Origin of the sequence: Thalassococcus sp. BH17M4-6 (assembly GCF_049323015.1) — a bacterium.
Classification (GTDB): Bacteria; Pseudomonadota; Alphaproteobacteria; order Rhodobacterales; family Rhodobacteraceae; genus Puniceibacterium.
On record NZ_JBMPGU010000004.1, the window covers coordinates 177,804 to 195,747 of the forward strand.

Consider the following 17,944-nt stretch of genomic DNA (forward strand, 5'->3'; position numbering starts at 1 on the left):
AGCTTTGCGCTTTCAAGAGCGTGTCGTCCCCAAACCCAATTGCATTAGCGTCTTGCGCAGTGGTTTGACGCCATAAAGCGCGTTCAACCCTGCCGCTCGCGCATCGCGCAAAAGCGGGTTCGACTGCATCGACGTGCGGTTCAGCAGGTCGATCCCGGCAATCCGGGTGCGGATGTCGGCAAACCGCGCGCGGTGATAGGCCTCGAGCATATCGGCATCGCCGATCTGATCGGGCCTGTCGCGGACAAGATCGCGCAGCACCCGCAAATCCGCGAGGCTCATGTTCAGCCCCTGCGCCCCGATGGGCGGCAGCACATGCGCGGCTTCGGCCATCAGCGCCACGCGCTCACCGCTCATCCGGTCGGCATGCTGCGCGATGATCGGCCAAATCGTGCGCTTTGATGCCAGCGTCAGCGGACCGAAGAGGTGGCAGGACCGTTCGGACATCGCCGCCTCGAACGCGGGCACCTCCAGATCCATCAGCGCCTGCGCCTTCGGGCCTTCCTCCATCCAGACGATGGCGGAACTGGGCCGCCCGTCGTAATCGGGCAGCGGCACAAGCGTGAAGGGCCCGCCGGTGCGGTGGATCTCGGTCGAGACATTCTCGTGCGGGATCGGATGGGTCACGGCAAAGGCCAACGCTTTCTGGCCATAGCGCTTGGTGGTCACGCCGATGCCGGCGGCCTGCCGCATCGGCGATCCGCGCCCGTCGGCGGCAATGACCAGCGACGTGCGCACCCGGCTGCCGTCGCACAGCCCCACGCGCGCCTCCGCCTGCCGGGTAAACAGCGTCTTGGTGGCGGTACCGGGTCGGTAATCCACGGTCGGAAGCTTGGACAGATAGGCGGAAAATTCCCGCCGCAGCAGCCAGTTGGGCAGGTTCCACCCGAACGGCAGGTCCGAGATATCGGCGGCATCAAAGGATTTGGTGACACGCGGCTCCGGCAGATCGCCGCCCGCATCGACGATCCGCATGACCTGAAGCGGCATCGCGTGTTTCGCCAGACGGTCCCACAATCCGGCCTCGGCCAGAAGCGCCTGCGCGGGCTGCAGAAAGGCGGTGCTGCGCGGATCTGCGCCGTCGGCATCGCGGTCGGTAACCGGTGGCGCGGGATCGACGCAAAGCACCCGCTTGCCATCGCTGCCAAAGGCCGCCGCAGCCGCAAGCCCGGCGATGCCGCCGCCCGAAATGACGATGTCGAAATCCATGATCGCTCTCCTTGGCGGTCAACTTAATTCGCCTACCGCCGACTGCACCGGGGCCAAGCGCCGCAGGTCAGGTCAGCCGGGCCAGGAACGCCGCCAGGTCGTCGGTGTGGTGATGGATATGTGGGGCGGCCTGCGCCTGCGGTGCCACGTGCACCGTGCGCATGCCCATTGCATGGGGCGCGGCGAGGTTGCGCATGTCATCCTCGAACATCGCGGCGCGGCGTGTGTCGGTGCCGTCGCGGGCGAACACCGCCTCGAACGCCGCGCGTTCGGGTTTGGGCGCGAAATCCGCGTGTTCGACGCCATAGATCGCGTCGAACGCGGCCTCCAGACCGCGCGCCCGCAGCACCTGCGCCGCGTAAGGTGCTGTGCCGTTGGTATAGACGATCTTGCGCCCCGGCAGGCCCCGGATCAGCTCCGCCAGATGCGGATCGGGCTGCAGCGCGTCGAACGATATGTCGTGCACGTCGTGCAGATAGGGCCCGGGATCGACACCGTGTTCGCGCATCAGCCCCGCCAGCGTCGTGCCGTAGGTCTGCCAGTAGTGGGTGCGCAGATGATCGGCGCGGTCGTGATCCACCCCGAGCGCCTGCATGACGAACCGGGTCATCCGCACCTCGATCTGGTCGAAAAGCCGCACAGCGGGCGGGTACAGAGTGTTGTCGAGGTCGAAGACCCAGTGCCGGACGTGATCGAAAGCCGCTTTTACCATGCGCCCTAGCTAGAGCAGCGCGCCCGTCGCGGCAATGGCGCCGCTTGCTTGCGGGCGCGCGCTGCGTCTATCCTGCGGCAAAGCGGGGGGAGTGCTGCATGAACCAGATCAAGCCACAGCAAAAGGATGCCTATACGCTGATCCTTGATGCGATCGACGTCGGCACCTTTCGCCCCGGCGACCGGCTGGTGGAAAGCGACCTGGCCGACCGGTTCGGCGTGTCACGCACCCCCATCCGCGAGGCGTTGCAGCGGCTCGAAACCCAATCCCTGCTGACCCGCGACGGGCGGTCGCTGATCGTGGCGTCGCTCGACCACAACCAGATGGCCGAGCTTTACGTGGTCCGGACCGAGCTTGAGGGTTTGGCGGCGCGCTTGGCCGCGCGCCACGCCACAGAGGAAGAGGCGCAGGTGCTGCAGGACATGGTCGAGGAAGACCGCGCATTGCTGGGCGATCCGTCGGCGCTGGCCCGCGCCAACCGGCGGTTCCACAAGCAGATTCATCTGGCGTCGCACAACCGCTATCTGGTGCAGCAGCTGGACCTCGTGCACCGGTCCATGGCGCTGATGGCGACCACGTCGCTGGCCGCGCAGGGGCGTGGAGAGATCGCGCTGGCCGAACATCAGGCGATTGTCGATGCGATTTCCAAGCGCGACGAGGATGCGGCCTACAGCGCGCTGCGCGATCATATCTCGGTCGCCTTCGTGACGCGATTGAAGCTTGATTCTCACGCGAAAGCAGTGGGGTAGGCGGCAGTCCTCAGGTTTTGGTTGAGGCGCTATTCAGCCTCTGGCGTTTCCGCGCCGGGCGTATCGGGCTCTGACCGGCCGTGGCTGGTCTTGTCCCAGTAGAAGGGTTTCAGAACCATCTCGATCAGCGCCTTGTAGGCGGCGACGATCCCCAGCGGGAAATAGAGCAGCAGCGTCGGCACCCAGATCAGCAGGCCTTGATGCGGGCTGCGGGCCACGGCAGCGATGGAGAGCAGGACCGACACCGCCTCCGACATCAGGAAAAGCGCCAGGACCGCCGCAAGTGTTGCGGGGCCCCAGAGATCGCTCAGCGGATGCCAGACCCCGAACAGCACCAGCCAGAAGGACCAGAGCGCGGGGGCGAGGGTGAATTGCAGGATGGTCGTCAGGAACAGGATCTGAAAGCCCAGGAACTGCCGGGCCCCAAGGTCGCGCCACAGCCGCCCGGGGCGGCGCATCTGCACGAGGTAGGTCATCATGTAGCCCTTCAGCCAGCGCGAGCGCTGCCGGATCCAGGGCCACGCGCGGTTGTTCGCCTCTTCGCGGGTGACGGTGGCGACAACCTCGGTCCGGTAGCCGTAGCGCGCCAGCCGCATGCCCAGGTCGGCGTCTTCGGTCACGTTGTGCGCATCCCAGCCGCGCACATGCTCCAACGCCGTGCGGCGGAAGAACACCGTGGTGCCGCCCAGCGGGATGGCAAAGCCCAGCCGGACCAGACCGGGCAGCAGGATGCGGAACCAGGTTGCGTACTCAATGGCAAAACACCGCGACAGCCAGTTGGCGCGCGGGTTGTAGAAGTCGAGAATCCCTTGCAGGCAGGCGACCTGCGGCGGCGCGCGGCTGAAATGCGTCACGATCCGTTCGATCTGGTCAGGGGCAGGAGCGTCTTCGGCGTCGTAGATACCGATCACCTCGCCGCGACAGAATTTCAGGGCGTAGTTCAGCGCCCGCGGTTTGGTGGTGACCTGCCCGGCGGGCACTTCGACCACCCGCATCCAGGGTGGCAGCTGCGCGTGCTGCAGCGCCGCGCGGGTCTGCTGGTCCGCCGCCTCGAGGATCAGCACCACATCCAGCCGCGCGCGCGGATAATGCAGCCGTTCCAGGCGCTTGACCAAGGCGCCTGCGATGTTTTCCTCGCGGAACAAAGGCACCAGCAGCGACACGGTTGGCCGGGGCAGGTCGGTCAGGGGCGGGGGCGTCGGCGACGGCGTGCGGCTGGCGAAAAGCGCCGCGATCTTGAGCGTCTGCGCGCAGACAAGCGACAGCGTGGCGAGCGCCACGACCGCGGCGAAGAACATCGTGGGGGCAAGCGCCAACAGGCCCAGGCACAGAAGCGCAAAGGCCAGGCCCAAAGCCATCCGCCCCGGTGTCAGCGCGTTGATGTCGCGGCAGCTTTCATCCGAGCGGACCCAGTTTTCCGCCGAATGGCACAGCGCGGGGGCATGCCGGGCCGCGATTTCCGCGTGAATGTCCGCCTCTGTCGCCAGCGCCATGATCACCGGGCCAAGATGGTTCGGCAGCGTCTGACGCAGATCGTCGAAAAGCTCGGGCCGGGCGGTGGCGATGACCAGCGTGTCGCCAAGGCGCGTCCAGGGCAGGATCGCATGTGCCAGGCACAGATCGGGCGGCAGCAGATCCGCAAGCGCAGGGTCCGGCGGGGTCGCGCCACGGTCCAGCGCCATGGCGCCCCAGTGCAAGGCCTGCGCCCTGAGGACATCGGCGGGTGAGGCCAGATCTTCGGCCAGAACGACGCGGTCGAGTGGCGCTTCCGCCGTCCGGGCCGCGGCCAGTGCCGACACCAGCGCCCCCGGGGCCAGCGCGCCTTGCGACATCAGCACCCGGCCCAGCGGCTGAACGCGGGGCGACGCGGCCTGCGCCAGGTGCATGTTTTTCCGATCAAGACGCGGTGCCCGCATCGCCGTTCCCCCTGAATGACAGGAGGATTCGGCGTGCGCGAGGTTAAGATTTGCTTAATTCCGGCCCGTCAGGCGTGAATACTCAGGCTGTTGCCATTGTGTTCGCGAATCGTTCGAAAAGATAGAAGCTGTCCTGCGGTCCCGGGCTCGCCTCAGGGTGGTGCTGAACCGAGAAAACCGGCCGGTCGGCCATGCGAATCCCACAGTTCGACCCATCGAAAAGCGACACATGGGTTTCCAGCACGCCGGTCGGCAGGGTCTGGCTGTCGACGGCGAAGCCGTGGTTCATCGAGGTGATTTCGACCTTGCCGGTCTCGACCTCCTTGACCGGGTGGTTGGCGCCGTGATGGCCGTGGTTCATTTTGATCGTGCGCGCGCCAAGCGCCAGCGCCAGCATCTGATGCCCCAGGCAGATGCCGAAGATCGGCAGGCTGGTCCGGTCGAGCAGATCGCGGATCATCGGTACGGCATATGCGCCGGTGGCCGCCGGGTCGCCCGGGCCGTTGGATAGGAACACGCCGTCGGGGTTGCGGGCCAGCACCTCTTCGGCGGTCGCGGTGGCGGGCATCACGGTCACGTCGCACCCGGCCGAGGCGAGGCAGCGCAGGATATTGCGCTTGGCGCCGTAGTCGATGGCGACAACCTTGTGTTTGGCGGCGGTCTGGCGGGTGTAGCCTTCGGGCCAGGCCCACCGCATTTCATCCCAGCTGTAGCTTTGCGCGCAGGTCACGCCGCGCGCGAGGTCCAGGCCGGTGAGGCCCGGAAAGGCGCGCGCCTTCTTTACCAGCGCGTCGATGTCGAAATTGCCGTCGGGATCATGGCTGAGCGCCACATGCGGCGCGCCCTGCTGGCGAATCGCGCGGGTCAGCCGCCGCGTGTCGATGCCGCCGATGGCGATCCGCCCGCGCGCCGCCAACCAGTCGCCCAGTTCCTGAACCGCGCGCCAGTTCGACGATTGCGTCGGCATCCATTTGACGACCATGCCCTCGGCCACCGGATCGCCGGTTTCGTCGTCGTCCGGGTTCACGCCGACATTGCCGATATGGGGAAAGGTAAAGGTCACGATCTGCCCGGCATAGGACGGATCGGTCATGATCTCCTGGTAGCCGGACATGGCGGTGTTGAAACAAAGCTCTGCCACCGTGTCGCCGGTGGCGCCGAACCCCTGGCCGTAAAAGATCGTCCCGTCGGCAAGGGCGAGGCAGGCGGTGGGCTTGGGGCTGTCCTGACCGGGCATGGGGCGAGTCCTTTCTGGGGCAAAATCTGCCGGAACGTAAGGCCGCAGCGATGCAGGGTCAAGGGGAGTCCCGTTTTGCGATATCTTTTCAAATCAATGACTTGCCCTAGATGCGGCGCAGTTGCACAGGCCCGCGCTTTTGAGTAGTGTCCGGGTTCGCGCACACCATGAATGGGGATCGAATGGAATTGCGAACGCGGATCAATACGGCGATGAAGCAGGCGATGCGGGACAAGGCGTCCGATCGGCTGTCGACCGTGCGTCTGATCAACGCCGCCATCAAGGACCGCGATATCGCGGCCCGTGCCGATGGCAACGACGACGGGGTCAGCGACGACGAAGTGCTTGCGATCCTTGGAAAAATGGTCAAGCAGCGGCGCGAGAGCGCGCGCACCTACGAAGAGGGCGGCAGGCTTGACCTGGCCGAACGCGAACTGGCCGAGATCGATGTGATCGAGGAGTTTCTGCCCAAACGGCTGTCCGACGACGAGGTCGCCAAGGCCGTGGACAGCGCCGTGGCCGAGGTCGGCGCAGAGTCGATCCGCGACATGGGCCGCGTGATGGGCGTGCTCAAGGCGAAATACACCGGACAAATGGACTTCGGCAGTGTCGGGCCGATGGTCAAGGATCGCCTGTCTAACGGCTGAGCCTGTGGCCTGTTCGGTGCCCCCGGGCGGCGGTTTTGGGAGGGACCGCCGCCCTTTTTATGCCTGGTCGGTCGTCTGGCGCGGGTTCTGGCCCCCCGCGTTCAGGGGGCCGGAAACTCCGCCGCAATGGCCGACAGGGTAGCCGGATCGCTGATCCGGAACCGCTCCACGAACCGCGTCTTGAACCCGACCCGGCCGCGCCGCGCGCCGAAATTCTCGCCATGGTTCAGCACGTAAAGCACCGATGGCCTGTGCAGGGCGCTCAGCCGCAGCCCGGCGAGCCTGGCGAGATAGGGAAACATCCGGTGCTCATGCGCGGTCATCGCGCGCAGGAAAGCGGCGCTTTCGGGCAGGGCGGGGTCGTGAAAGAGCGCGGCACAGGATCCGCAGAGCTTCCAGAACGGTTTGCGCAGCGGCGCGGCCAGCCCCGGCGCATCGGCCAGTGCCACGGCACCCGTTGCGTGGTCCATCACGAACCCGGCCTGCACCAGGTATCCGCCCTTGGCCTGACGGTTCAGCATTTCCGCCACCGTGCCCTGGCGCAGCAGATCGTCGGCATCAAAGCTCATGACATAGCCCGGCGGCAGGTCCAGCCGGGGCAGGTGATCACAAAGCGCTGCGAGCTTGCGCCATTTGTCGTTGCCGGGGGTGGGGTCGTCAAAGGGCAGGTGGGTGATGCGCGGATTGTCGGGCAGGGGCGGGGTGTGCTGGCACGCGATGACAGCCCGCCAGCGCGGGTCGTCCTGATCCAGCAGGCTTTGCAGTGTCTGGCCCAGCCGCGCGGTCACAACGTCCCAGTCGCCGACATCGTCGGGGCCGACCAGCGGGATCAGAAAGGTCACGGTTTCGGCCCGTGGCCGGGATGCGGGGAGGGCGGCGCGCAGGTCAAGGGCGGCCCGTTCGGAGGCGACCAACGCCTCTCCCCGGCGTGCGATGCGGGGACCGACAACCGCTGTTGCCGCCAGCAGCGCCGCGCGTTTCAGCTTGGACGAGGCGGGGGCTTGCACCATCAGCCCTGCGGCTGCAGGCGGGCTGTGGCCATGCGCAGCCGGTCGGACAGATCGCTGTAAAGCGCCTTGCGTTCCTCCTCGGACAGAAAGGCGCCGATCTCGACCTCGCGGCCCGCGCCGGACAGGGTCACGTAATGCGGCACCGGGCCGCCGTCTTCGTGCATGGCAAGCTTGGTCCAGTAGGTGTTGCACTGCCATTCCTGGTTCCCGCCGCGCGGGTTGTGACGCACCAGGCGCACGTCCTCGGGTGTCAGCGTCAGCACCTCGAGGATCTGCCGGTCTCGGTCATTGCGGCGCAAGGCGTAGTAGACACCCGACAGCGCCAGCAGGACAAAGGGCAGCAGCCCCCACAACAGGGCGGTGCCCAGCAGCGCATACAGCGGGATCGTCGCCAGCGTGAAGGTTGCCAGGATAAAGGCCGCAAAGCCGCGCGGCGGCAATGACTGGTGGGGCCAAAGCTGCAATTCCTGCGATGGGGCAGAGGTCGGATAGGTCCAGTTATACGGCATCGTGACCCCTGTTCTAGCATTCGCACCGGGGGTGTCGAAGGGGAATTTGCCGCAGGGCCGGACCGCGTGCCGCCAGGGCAAGCCCGCTTGCCCCCATCGCGCTGCCGGGTCATCCTGCGGCGGACAGAAGTGAGAGCCCGCAATGCCCGCAGCCCGAGCCACGCCCCACGACCGCGCCCTGCGTCCGGTGCTCGCGCTCATTGGCGCGCTGGCCGGTCTCGCGATCTGGCTTTTTCCCGAACCGGTCCGCGAATGGGTGCCCGATCCGCATGTCTATCTGCTCCTGTCCACCTTCGCCTTCGGCTTTTTCGCGATGCTTCTGGCACTGGTCGGCCCCGCGCGCGCCACTCCGGCGCTGCCCTTCGCGGGGGCGGTGTCGCTGGGGGTGGCGCTGCTGGTCTGGTGGGCCTCGTACCGGCACAGCGATGTCGCGGCCTTTCTACGGCTGGGCTATCCCGTGGCCGCCGCCGGGCTGATCCTGCTGGTCGCAACTCCCTTTGCCGCCGCCGCGCTGCGGTCGCGGGCGGACTGGCGGCATTACCCCACGCTCTTCGAGCTCAGTTGGCGCATCCTTGTCCGCTATGCCTCTGCGGTGATCTTCACCGCGCTCTTCTGGGGGCTGATCCTGCTGTCGGACGCGCTGTTGCAACTGGTCCGGGTCGGGCTTCTGGCCATGCTGCAGCGCCACGACGCGGTGCCCTGGCTGCTGACCGGCGCGGTTTTCGGCCTGGCGCTCGCGGTGGTGCACGAGATGCGCGACTACCTGTCGCCCTACCTTGTGCTGCGGCTTCTGCGGCTGTTCGTGCCGGTGGTTTTGGGCGTGGTGGCGGTCTTCCTGCTGGCGCTGCCCTTCAGCGGGCTGTCCGATATCGTCGGCTCGCTCTCGGCCGCCGGCACGTTGCTGAGCGTTGGGCTCGCCGCCATCGTGCTGGTGACCGTCGCCATCGACCGCGATCCGGTCGAAGAGGTGCACGATGGCTGGCTGCGCCGGTCGGTGCAGGCGCTGGCGCTGGTGATCCCGCTGCTGGCGGCGCTGGCGCTTTATGCCATCGCGATTCGGGTGGGACAGTATGGCTGGACACCGCAGCGGTTGATCGCCCTCAGCGTGGCGCTGGTGGAGCTCGCTTATGGGCTGGCCTATGGCATCGCGATCCTGCGCGGTGGGCCTTGGGCACGGCGCATCCGGGCCGCCAATGTGGGCATGGCCCTGCTGATCGTGGCGCTGAGCGTGCTGTGGCTCAGCCCGGTTCTGGTGCCTGAACGCATCGCCGCGCGCGATCAGATGGCCCGCTTCGCCGACGGGGTGCTGCCGGTGGCCGACCTGCCGCTGCGCGAACTGGGAGAGGACTGGGGCCGCCCGGGTCGCGACGTGCTCGAGGCCCTGCGCGACACGCCCGAGGTGGCGGCGCGGATTGCGGAAACCGGCGTCGGCACGCCGACGGACGATGTGGTGCTGACCGGCGACGCCCTGCGCGACGCGCTGATCGAGGCGCTGCCGGTGTCCGGCGGGGCGCTGACGCCGCAGATGCTGGCCGAACTGCCGGACCGCGATCTGCAGGACTGGCTGCGCGCCTGCCGCCGCACGGTCCCCGACGGGCCGGGCTGCTTTCTTGCGCTGGCGCGGTTTGGGGACGATGCCGCCGATCTGCGCGGGGTGCTGATCCTGAACACCGGGGCCGGCTGGGTCGAGACGCGCGGGCTGGTGCAAAGCGGCGGGCTGATGCGCGTTGACGGCTTTGTGGTGGACCTGCTGGGCGGCACGACCAGTAACCTCACCCCCGATGTGCTCGGCGCGCTGCACCGGGGCGAAGGCCGCATTGCACCGGCGGGCGTGTCCGTCCTGCAGGTCGGCCCGCACGGCTTTTATCCCGAAAATTAGAGATGTTTGTCGGCTGTTAAGACCGCCGATGTCAGTCTGCGCCCGGTAACTGGGGATGGGCCGTGTATGCTGGGACTGGTCAACAAGACGCTGCAGGGGTTTCTGACAGACACCTATGGCGCGGCCTGCTGGCGGCAGGTGGCACAGCGCGCGGGCCTGGCCCATGCGGAATTCGAGGCGATGCTGCACTACGATGTGGCCATCACCGAAGACGTGGTTGCCGCGGCAGAGACGGTGCTGGACAAACCCCGCGCCACGGTGCTCGAGGATGCGGGCACCTACTTGGTGTCGCACCCAAATACCGAGGCGCTGCGGCGGCTCTTACGGTTTGGCGGGGTGGACTTCATCGAATTCCTGCATTCGCTCGACGATCTGCCCGACCGCGCGCGGCTGGCCGTGCCCGATCTGCATCTGCCCGACCTGGAACTGCAGGACCACACCGGACAGGAATTCGGCCTGCTGTGCCGTGGCCCGGTCGACGGCTTTGGCCATGTGCTGGTGGGGGGCCTGCGCGCCATGGCCGACGATTACGGCACCCTGGTGATGCTGGAGCATGCGGGCCGCAGCGCCGCGGGCGAATTGATCCTGATCACCGTGATCGACACCGCCTTTGCCGAGGGGCGCAGCTTTGCGCTAGGCGATTCCGGGCGCGATAGCGCGCGCGACCGGCGCGGGGTGCCGACATGACCGTGGCGCTGCCCGATCTGCTGGCGCAGCTCTGCCCGATGCACGCGCTTTTGTCGCCGACCGGGCATATCCGGCACACCGGCCCGACCCTGCGCAAGCTGCGGCCGGGTCTGGAGCTTAACGGCCGCCGGTTTCTCGAGGTGTTCGAGGTGCAGCGCCCGCGCGGCGTCACCGACATGGCGGGGTTGTTGGCGCTCGCGGGCCGCAAGCTGCACCTGCGGCTGCGCGATGCGCCGCGCACGCAGCTCAAGGGCGTGCTGGTGCCAGATCCGTCGGGCGGGGCGATCGTGGACCTGTCCTTTGGCTTTGCCGTGGTCGATGCGGTGCGCAGTTTCGACCTCACCAGTTCCGATTTCGCGCCCACCGACCTCGCGGTCGAGATGCTGTACCTGGTCGAGGCGCAGAATGCCGCGATGACCGAATCGCGCAAGCTGAACCTGCGGCTGCAGGGCGCGCGCATCGCGGCGGAAGAGCAGGCCTTTACCGACACGCTGACCGGTCTGCGCAACCGCCGGGCGTTGGATCACGTGCTGGCGCGGCTGACGGATGCGGGCCGCCCCTTTGCGCTGATGCATGTCGATCTGGATTATTTCAAGGCGGTGAACGACCGGCTGGGCCATGCCGCGGGCGATTTCGTGCTGCAGAATGTGGCGCAGATCCTGACCGGCGAAACCCGGCAGAACGACATCGCGGCGCGGCTGGGGGGCGACGAATTCGTGGTGATCGTCGATGGCGCGCAGGACCGGCGGACGCTGGCGGATATCGCGGCGCGAATCATCATCGGGCTGGAACGGCCCCTGGACTTCGGCGGTCAGCCCTGCCGCATTTCGGGCAGCATCGGCATCGCCTGCGCGCCGGGCACCGCCGCCACGCCCGAGGCTCTGATGGCCGCGGCGGATGCGGCGCTTTACACCTCCAAGCGGGCAGGGCGGGGGCGCCACACCTTTTTTGAACCGGGCATGGCGATGGACCCGGGCGATCCGGCCTCGTCTTCGGGGCCGCGCCAGGCACCCGGCGTCACGGAGCCCCCGGGCACGCGGCCCGGTTGAACCACGCCGCTGCACGCGGTTTTTCCTTGTGACCGGCGCGGGCAGCTTTCATTCTGCCGTCAGTGCCATGAACGAGGGCCCGTATGCGCCGGTTATTGCTGTTGATTCCATTGCTCCTGATTGCATTCGCCGTGGCCCGCCCGGCGCTGGCACAGGACACCAGCCAACCCACCGGCACCATCGGGATCGAGGACAGCGCCGAACGCGACGCCGCCATCGCCACCCGCATCCGCGAAATCCTCGCGCAGCTCGACGGCTACGACGACGTGACCGTGACCGTCAGCTCCGGCATCGTCACCCTGCGCGGCACCACGCTTGACGGTCCCGCCGCCACCCGGCTGAGCGAACTGGTGGGCCGGGTCGAGGGCGTCGTCGCCATCGAAAACGAGGTGAGCGAAACCACCGACGTGGCCAAGCGGCTGAACCCAGCGATGCAGCGGTTCAGCAAGCGCATGCAGCAGCTTGTGGCCTACCTGCCGCTGGCGGGCGTGGCGCTGGGGGCGTTTCTGGCGGTGGTGCTGTTGGGCTTCTTTCTGGCGCGGCTCAAGCGGCCGTGGAACCGGCTCGCCCCCAACGCCTTTATCGCCGACATCTACCGGCAGATCATCCGGCTGACGTTCTTCGTGGCGGGCATCGTCGTCGCGCTTGATATCCTCAACGCCACGGCGCTTCTGTCGACCATCCTGGGAGCGGCGGGGATCATCGGCCTGGCCATCGGTTTCGCGGTGCGTGACACGGTCGAAAATTTCATTGCCTCTATCATGCTGTCGATCCGCCAGCCGTTCCGTCCCAACGACACGATCGAGATCGGCGGCGACATCGGCAATGTCATCCGCCTGACCAGCCGCGCGACCATCCTGCTGAGCTTTGACGGCAATCACATCCGCATCCCCAACGCCACCGTGTTCAAGAGCCGGATCGTGAATTACACCCGCAATGACGAACGCCGGTTCCTCATCGACTTTGGCGTGGCTTACGGCACCGACCTCATGGCGGCGCAGAAGATCGCGCAGGACACGCTCGAATCGCTGCCCTTCGTGCTGGATCGGCCCAAGGCCAACGTCTGGATCGAAGCGCTGGAGGACAGTTCGGTGACGCTGCGCTGCACCGCCTGGATCGCCCAGCACGAAAGCAGCTACGTCGCCGCGCGGGGCGAGGCGATCCGCGTGGTCATGGCGGCGCTGACGAACGCGGGCGTGGAAATGCCCGAACCCACCTTTCGCATCCTCGGCCCCGGCGGCGCAGAGCCTGCTTCGGACCGGCCTGCGGACAAGCCGCCCGTCGCGGTCCAGCCGACGACGGCGCAAAGCGTGGCAGCCGACATGGAGAACCAGTTGGAAGAGTTGGTCGAGGGCGAACGCAAGAACACCCGCAAGGATCTTCTGACCGACAAGGCCCTATCGGAATAACCCGTCCTTTTTTGCAAATCCGGGTCTTGATCCGCCCGAATTGTCAGCGTAAGTAGCCGGTCAGTTGGGGTGTAGCCAAGCGGTAAGGCATCGGTTTTTGGTACCGTGTATCGTAGGTTCGAATCCTACCACCCCAGCCAACCACCTGCTTTTACTGATCTTCATAGCCCTCGCCGATTGGCGTTGCTTACGCGAGCCATGTGGCGTAGTCGCTGACCAGCAGGTGCGTCGGGGGCACGTCTTCTTCGATGGTGGAAAAACGGCCGATGGGTTCGCGAAAGATGTTGTCGGTCTCGTCGTCGTTGACGGTCGACACCTCGCCGATCAGCACGTCGCCGCCTTCGCCCCAGAAGGCATGCCAGTCGCCGGGCATCAGTGTCACGCTTTCGCCGGGCGCAAGCTTCAGTTTCTCGCCCGGGGCATAGTCGACGCGGATGCCGTCGCAGTACACGGTGCCGCCCTTGTCCTCGGCAAAGCCGCCCTGATCGTCCGAGCCGTAAAGCTCGATCACCAGCGTCGCGCCGCCACGGTTGATGATGTCCTCGGCCTTGATCACATGGGTGTGCATCGGGCTGAGCTGGTCCTGCCGTGAAATCAGCAGCTTTTCGGCATAGCACATGCCGCCGCCGCGCTGCAGATCCGCAAGCCGGCCGTTGCGCAGGGTAAAGAGGAAAAGGCCCAGCGTGTCGAACGCGCCCGCGCCGTAATCGGTGATGTCCCAGCCGCAGCGCGCGTCGATCACATGCCGGGCCGCGTCCTTGCGGGCGGCAAAGGTGTCGGGCGACCAGTTGGCAAAAGGCGGCAGGACAAAGCCGTGTGTGCGGATGAGATCATGCGCCTCTGCCATGATCGCGTTGATTCTTGACCGTTTCATGCTCAATCCCCCCCGGTGTTCCGCTGGACTCTATGACCATGGCGGGCGGGCCTGTAAAGGCGGGGTGCGTGTTCAGTTGATTTCGGGCTCGGGCACGGGGCCGCCGAAATCGGAGCGCAGAAAGTCGAAATCGCAGCCCTTGTCGGCCTGTTCCACGTGTTTGCTGAAGGCATAGCCCCAGCCGCGTTCGTAACGCGGCGCGGGCGCCGTCCATGCCGCGCGGCGGGCGGCCAGCTCTTCGTCCGAGACCCGCATGTTGAGACTGCGTGCCGGGACATCAAGCTCGACCATGTCGCCGGTTTGCAGCAGAGCCAGCGGCCCGCCGACAAAGGCCTCTGGCGCGATGTGCAGGATGCAGGCGCCGTAAGAGGTGCCCGACATCCGTGCATCCGACATCCGCAGCATGTCGCGGTGGCCCTGTTTCAGCAGCGCACGGGGCATCGGGATCATCCCCCATTCCGGCATCCCCGGACCGCCCTGCGGCCCGGCATTGCGCAGGACAAGGACGTGGTCGGGCGTCATCGGGTAATCCTCGTCGTCGATGATGGTTTTCAGCGCGTCATAGCTGTCGGCGACGATGGCGGGGCCGACATGCCGCTGAAACCGCGGTGCCATCGCCGCCGGTTTGATCACCGCGCCATCGGGGGCCAGGTTGCCGCGCAGCACCGCAAGGGAGCCTTCGTGATAGACCGGGTTCGACAGCGGGCGGATCACGTCGTCATTGTAATTCACGGCCCCCGCGATGTTGTCGCCCAGGGTATGCCCGTTCACCGTCAGCACGGAAAGGTCGAGCTTGTCGCCAAGTTCTTTCATCAGGGCGGGCAGGCCGCCGGCGTAAAAGAAATCTTCCATCAGGTATTCGCTGCCCGAGGGGCGCAGGTTGGCCAGCACAGGGGTCGTGCGGCCGATGGCATCAAGATCGTCCAGCCCCAGGTTCACCCCGGCGCGGCGGGCCATGGCGATGAGGTGGATGATGGCATTGGTGGAACAGCCCGTCGCCATCGCCACCGTGACCGCGTTGCGGGTACTGGCGGGTGTCATGATCTTGTCCGGCGTCAGGTCTTCCCACACCATATCGACCACGCGGCGGCCGCAGGCGGCCGCCATGCGCTTGTGCCCCGCATCCGGCGCGGGGATCGACGATGCGCCGGGCAGGGTCAGGCCCCAGCCGTCGGCGATGCTCATCATCGTGCTGGCGGTGCCCATGGTCATGCAGGTGCCATAGCTGCGCGCGATCCCGCCCTGCACGCCCATCCATTCTTCCTTGCCGATCGTGCCCGCGCGGCGCTCGTCCCAGTATTTCCAGACATCGGTGCCCGAGCCCAGCTTTTGCCCCGCGTAATGCCCGCGCAGCATCGCACCTGCCGGCATGAAGAGGAACGGCAGGCCCATGCTGACCGCGCCCATGACCAGCGCCGGGGTGGATTTGTCGCACCCGCCCAGCAGCACCGCGCCGTCGACAGGATGGGCGCGCAGCGTCTCTTCGACCTCGAGCGCGCCCATGTTGCGGTAGAGCATCGAGGTCGGTTTCAGGAACTGCTCAGAGAAGGAATGCACCGGCAGTTCGACCGGCAGGCCGCCCGCCTGCCAGACGCCTTTTTTCACGAAGTCCGCGCGGTCGCGCAGATGGTGATGGCAGGGCGACAGGTCCGACCAGGTGTTGATGATGGCGATGACCGGCTTGCCTTCCCAGTCCTCGCCGTCCAGCCCCATCTGCATCGCCCGCGACCGGTGCCCCATGGAGCGCAGGTCGTCCGGCGCGAACCAGCGGGCAGAGCGCAGGTCTTGGGGTGTCTTGGGCATGGGTGTCTCCTTGGCCGGGCGATCGGTCGGGGCGGGGCGCCCCGGGGCCGATCTTCGGTCAGCCCCGGGATCGGCGCAAGCGTCGCGATGGCGGCCGGTCAGGCCGCGCCCAGATAGCGGCCCGCGGGGTCGAGGCGGATCGCATGCGCAGCCTCCCCGGGCTGAAACCGGCCGGTGCCGCCTCGATGGCGCAACAGCCGCGCGGGCCAGTCCGTGGCCATGGCGAACGCGGTGGCCTGCGGCACGCCCACATCCTCGGTCAGCACCCGCAGCGCGGTGCAGAACTCCAGATCCGCGCCCGCCAGCGTGCCGTTCTCCAGCGTGAGCCGCCCGTCCCGGCGCAGCACGCGGCGACCGTTGAGCGTGAATTCGGTGATGTCGGAGCCGACAGTCGACATGGCGTCGGTCACCAGAAAGATCCGCCCCTCGGCATGTTTCGCGTCGAGCGCGGCGCGGATCGTCGCGGCGTGCACGTGGATGCCGTCAGCGATCAGACCGGCGGATACGCCGGGCGTGGTCAGCGCCGCGCCCACCAGCCCGGGTTCGCGGCTGCCCAGCTGGCTCATTGCGTTGAACAGATGCGTGACACAGGCCGCCCCCGCCGCAAAGGCCGCGCGCGCGACGTCGATGCCGCAATCGGTATGGCCCAGCGACACGATCACCCCAGCCTCTGCGAGTCGGGCGATTTGGTCGGCGGTCACGTTCTCGGGTGCGACCGTCACCATGAGGTTGGGCAGGCGCTGCGCCGCTTCCGCCAGCAGCGCCTCGTCCGCGACCGTCATCGGGCGGATCAGGTCGGGGTCATGCGCGCCCTTTCGCGCCACCGACAGGTGCGGCCCTTCGAGGTGCAAACCGATGATGCCGGGCACGCGCCTTTCAATGGCCGCTTCGGCGGCGTCGATGGCCGCGCGGGTGCGGTCGGGTGTGTCGGTGATCAGCGTGGGCAGCAGCGCCCGCGTTCCGGTGGTGGCATGTGCCGCGGCGATGGCGGCAAGGCCGTCTGCGCTGGTGTCGTCGTTGAACATGACGCCGCCGCCGCCGTTGACCTGCAGATCGACAAAGCCGGGCAGCAGCGTGACGCCCTGCATGTCCTGGGCCTCAAATCCGTCGGGGATGTCGCTCGCCGCGACGATCCCGGCACAGATGTCGCCCTCAAGCAGCAGGGCATGGCTCTGCCGCAGGCTGTCGCCGTCAAAGATCGCGGCCCCTGTCAGTGCGCGCCGGGTCATACGGTTTCGGTCACTTTGCGCAGGTGCCGCGGGGTGTCGGGGTTGATCCCGCGCGCCCGCGCCACGGTTTCGACCATGGCGTAGAACGACACGATGAGCGAGATCGGATCGGTCAGCGGATGCGCGCTGCGCGCCACCGGCAGGGCTGTCGCCTGCCGCGCCGCGTCCGAGGTGACAAACACCTTCGCCCCTTTTTCGGCCATCTGGTCCGCCACATCGACCAGCGGCGCCTCTGCCGCATCCGCCGCCGTCAGCGCGATCACCGGAAAACCGCGCGCGACGATCGACACAGGCCCGTGCAGCACCTCGGCCGAGGAATAGGATTCTGCGTGCAGCTGGCAGGTTTCCTTGAACTTGAGCGCCGCCTCGTTCGAAATCGCAAGCGCCGGACCGCGCCCCAGGCAGAAAAGCGACGGGCTCGCCGTGACCTCACCCACCAGCGCACCCCAGTCCTGCCGGGCGGCGGTGTCCAACACTTGCGGCAGGGCGTGGATCGCGGCGAGAAGCTCTGCATCCTGCTGCCATTCGGCCAGCAGCCAGATCGCCGACACGACCGAGGTGACAAAGGTCTTGGTGGCGGCGACGCTGCGTTCCTCGCCCGCGTGCAGGTGCAGCGTGTGGGTGCTGACCCGCGCCAGATCGCTGTCGGTGTGGTTGGTCAGCGCAAGGCTCAGCGCGCCTTGCTCTGCCGCCATCTGCGCCATGCGCACGATATCGGGGCTTTTGCCCGATTGCGACACGGCCAGGCAGGCGCTTTGCTCCAGCCGCAGCGTGCGGCCATAGATCGACGCGACGGACGGGCCGACCGATGCTACCGGCACGCCGGTCAGCAGTTCGCTGGCGTATTTGAAATAGGTGGCGGCGTGGTCGGACGATCCGCGCGCGACCGAGATCATGAAAAGCGGGTCCCGCTTGGCCAGGGCTGCGGCGGCGGCCTTGATCGCATCCGCGCCCTGGGACAGCAGATTGTCGACCGCCGACGGAATTTCGAGGATTTCGCGGCGCATGTGGGTCTGGTCTGACAT

At 67.1% G+C, this 17,944-nt stretch carries 16 protein-coding genes and 1 tRNA gene; 7 read left to right on the forward strand and 10 right to left on the reverse strand.

Annotated elements, in window-relative coordinates; translation table 11 throughout:
* Positions 1-12 precede the first annotated feature (12 nt).
* A complete protein-coding gene (locus ACOXXX_RS07725; RefSeq protein WP_422825987.1) occupies positions 13-1,209 on the reverse strand; it encodes a UbiH/UbiF family hydroxylase in 1,197 nt (398 codons plus the stop codon).
* Positions 1,210-1,276: 67 nt separating this feature from the next.
* The gene (locus tag ACOXXX_RS07730; protein ID WP_422825988.1) at positions 1,277-1,921 is read right to left on the reverse strand and encodes a pyrimidine 5'-nucleotidase; all 645 of its coding nucleotides are present in this window, start codon (positions 1,919-1,921) and stop codon (positions 1,277-1,279) included.
* 98 nt (positions 1,922-2,019) lie between these two features.
* Between ACOXXX_RS07730 and ACOXXX_RS07735 the strand changes: the two genes are divergently transcribed.
* A complete protein-coding gene (locus ACOXXX_RS07735; RefSeq protein WP_422825989.1) occupies positions 2,020-2,670 on the forward strand; it encodes a GntR family transcriptional regulator in 651 nt (216 codons plus the stop codon).
* 29 nt (positions 2,671-2,699) lie between these two features.
* On the opposite strand, the gene ACOXXX_RS07740 is transcribed toward ACOXXX_RS07735, so the two are convergent.
* Together ACOXXX_RS07740 and carA are read right to left on the reverse strand one after the other, a co-directional pair.
* Positions 2,700-4,586, reverse strand: a complete 1,887-nt coding sequence (locus ACOXXX_RS07740; protein ID WP_422825990.1) for a glycosyltransferase — start codon at positions 4,584-4,586, stop codon at positions 2,700-2,702.
* 82 nt (positions 4,587-4,668) lie between these two features.
* Positions 4,669-5,823 (reverse strand): glutamine-hydrolyzing carbamoyl-phosphate synthase small subunit, encoded by a 1,155-nt coding sequence (gene carA / locus ACOXXX_RS07745; RefSeq protein WP_422825991.1) that lies wholly within the window; start codon positions 5,821-5,823, stop codon positions 4,669-4,671.
* 182 nt (positions 5,824-6,005) lie between these two features.
* Here carA and ACOXXX_RS07750 point away from each other — a divergent pair, with 182 nt between their 5' ends.
* Positions 6,006-6,470 (forward strand): GatB/YqeY domain-containing protein, encoded by a 465-nt coding sequence (locus ACOXXX_RS07750; protein WP_422825992.1) that lies wholly within the window; start codon positions 6,006-6,008, stop codon positions 6,468-6,470.
* Between the two features lie 101 nt (positions 6,471-6,571).
* Here the strand turns inward: ACOXXX_RS07750 and ACOXXX_RS07755 are convergent, their stop codons facing one another.
* A complete protein-coding gene (locus tag ACOXXX_RS07755) occupies positions 6,572-7,480 on the reverse strand; it encodes a hypothetical protein (RefSeq protein WP_422825993.1) in 909 nt (302 codons plus the stop codon).
* Positions 7,480-7,989, reverse strand: coding sequence for a DUF2244 domain-containing protein (locus ACOXXX_RS07760; RefSeq protein WP_422825994.1), 510 nt, complete (start codon positions 7,987-7,989; stop codon positions 7,480-7,482). Before ACOXXX_RS07760 ends, ACOXXX_RS07755 begins: the two co-directional genes overlap by 1 nt.
* A 142-nt stretch (positions 7,990-8,131) precedes the next feature.
* Between ACOXXX_RS07760 and ACOXXX_RS07765 the strand changes: the two genes are divergently transcribed.
* The 5 genes from ACOXXX_RS07765 to ACOXXX_RS07785 all read left to right on the forward strand — a co-directional run bounded on the left by ACOXXX_RS07765 (position 8,132) and on the right by ACOXXX_RS07785 (position 13,153).
* Entirely contained in the window at positions 8,132-9,868 is a 1,737-nt protein-coding gene (locus ACOXXX_RS07765; protein WP_422825995.1) for a DUF4153 domain-containing protein, read from the forward strand.
* Between the two features lie 66 nt (positions 9,869-9,934).
* A complete protein-coding gene (locus ACOXXX_RS07770; protein ID WP_422825996.1) occupies positions 9,935-10,555 on the forward strand; it encodes a heme NO-binding domain-containing protein in 621 nt (206 codons plus the stop codon).
* Positions 10,552-11,604 (forward strand): diguanylate cyclase domain-containing protein, encoded by a 1,053-nt coding sequence (locus ACOXXX_RS07775; protein ID WP_422825997.1) that lies wholly within the window; start codon positions 10,552-10,554, stop codon positions 11,602-11,604. The genes ACOXXX_RS07770 and ACOXXX_RS07775 overlap by 4 nt, the downstream gene beginning before the upstream one ends.
* 110 nt (positions 11,605-11,714) lie before the next feature.
* The gene (locus tag ACOXXX_RS07780) at positions 11,715-13,013 is read left to right on the forward strand and encodes a mechanosensitive ion channel domain-containing protein (RefSeq protein ID WP_422825998.1); all 1,299 of its coding nucleotides are present in this window, start codon (positions 11,715-11,717) and stop codon (positions 13,011-13,013) included.
* A 65-nt stretch (positions 13,014-13,078) separates the two neighbouring features.
* Positions 13,079-13,153, forward strand: a tRNA-Gln gene (locus ACOXXX_RS07785).
* A 47-nt stretch (positions 13,154-13,200) separates the two neighbouring features.
* Here ACOXXX_RS07785 and ACOXXX_RS07790 read toward each other — a convergent pair.
* The 4 genes from ACOXXX_RS07790 to ACOXXX_RS07805 all read right to left on the reverse strand — a co-directional run bounded on the left by ACOXXX_RS07790 (position 13,201) and on the right by ACOXXX_RS07805 (position 17,944).
* A complete protein-coding gene (locus ACOXXX_RS07790) occupies positions 13,201-13,887 on the reverse strand; it encodes a D-lyxose/D-mannose family sugar isomerase (protein ID WP_422825999.1) in 687 nt (228 codons plus the stop codon).
* Between the two features lie 72 nt (positions 13,888-13,959).
* Positions 13,960-15,690, reverse strand: coding sequence for an L-arabinonate dehydratase (gene araD, locus ACOXXX_RS07795; RefSeq protein WP_422826000.1), 1,731 nt, complete (start codon positions 15,688-15,690; stop codon positions 13,960-13,962).
* A gap of 98 nt (positions 15,691-15,788) precedes the next feature.
* Complete coding sequence (nagA, locus tag ACOXXX_RS07800) at positions 15,789-16,919, reverse strand: N-acetylglucosamine-6-phosphate deacetylase (RefSeq protein ID WP_422826001.1); 1,131 nt, start codon at positions 16,917-16,919, stop codon at positions 15,789-15,791.
* Positions 16,916-17,944, reverse strand: coding sequence for an SIS domain-containing protein (locus ACOXXX_RS07805; RefSeq protein WP_422826002.1), 1,029 nt, complete (start codon positions 17,942-17,944; stop codon positions 16,916-16,918). The genes nagA and ACOXXX_RS07805 overlap by 4 nt, the downstream gene beginning before the upstream one ends.

Coding starts and splice junctions, on each gene's coding strand:
- ACOXXX_RS07765 (WP_422825995.1), top strand. CDS start 8,132: ATGCCCGCAGCCCGAGCCACGCCCCACGACCGCGCCCTGCGTCCGGTG.
- ACOXXX_RS07805 (WP_422826002.1), bottom strand. CDS start 17,944: ATGTCAGACCAGACCCACATGCGCCGCGAAATCCTCGAAATTCCGTCG.
- ACOXXX_RS07735 (WP_422825989.1), top strand. CDS start 2,020: ATGAACCAGATCAAGCCACAGCAAAAGGATGCCTATACGCTGATCCTT.
- ACOXXX_RS07770 (WP_422825996.1), top strand. CDS start 9,935: ATGCTGGGACTGGTCAACAAGACGCTGCAGGGGTTTCTGACAGACACC.
- ACOXXX_RS07775 (WP_422825997.1), top strand. CDS start 10,552: ATGACCGTGGCGCTGCCCGATCTGCTGGCGCAGCTCTGCCCGATGCAC.
- ACOXXX_RS07750 (WP_422825992.1), top strand. CDS start 6,006: ATGGAATTGCGAACGCGGATCAATACGGCGATGAAGCAGGCGATGCGG.
- ACOXXX_RS07730 (WP_422825988.1), bottom strand. CDS start 1,921: ATGGTAAAAGCGGCTTTCGATCACGTCCGGCACTGGGTCTTCGACCTC.
- ACOXXX_RS07760 (WP_422825994.1), bottom strand. CDS start 7,989: ATGCCGTATAACTGGACCTATCCGACCTCTGCCCCATCGCAGGAATTG.
- carA (WP_422825991.1), bottom strand. CDS start 5,823: ATGCCCGGTCAGGACAGCCCCAAGCCCACCGCCTGCCTCGCCCTTGCC.
- ACOXXX_RS07790 (WP_422825999.1), bottom strand. CDS start 13,887: ATGAAACGGTCAAGAATCAACGCGATCATGGCAGAGGCGCATGATCTC.
- ACOXXX_RS07740 (WP_422825990.1), bottom strand. CDS start 4,586: ATGCGGGCACCGCGTCTTGATCGGAAAAACATGCACCTGGCGCAGGCC.
- araD (WP_422826000.1), bottom strand. CDS start 15,690: ATGCCCAAGACACCCCAAGACCTGCGCTCTGCCCGCTGGTTCGCGCCG.
- nagA (WP_422826001.1), bottom strand. CDS start 16,919: ATGACCCGGCGCGCACTGACAGGGGCCGCGATCTTTGACGGCGACAGC.
- ACOXXX_RS07725 (WP_422825987.1), bottom strand. CDS start 1,209: ATGGATTTCGACATCGTCATTTCGGGCGGCGGCATCGCCGGGCTTGCG.
- ACOXXX_RS07755 (WP_422825993.1), bottom strand. CDS start 7,480: ATGGTGCAAGCCCCCGCCTCGTCCAAGCTGAAACGCGCGGCGCTGCTG.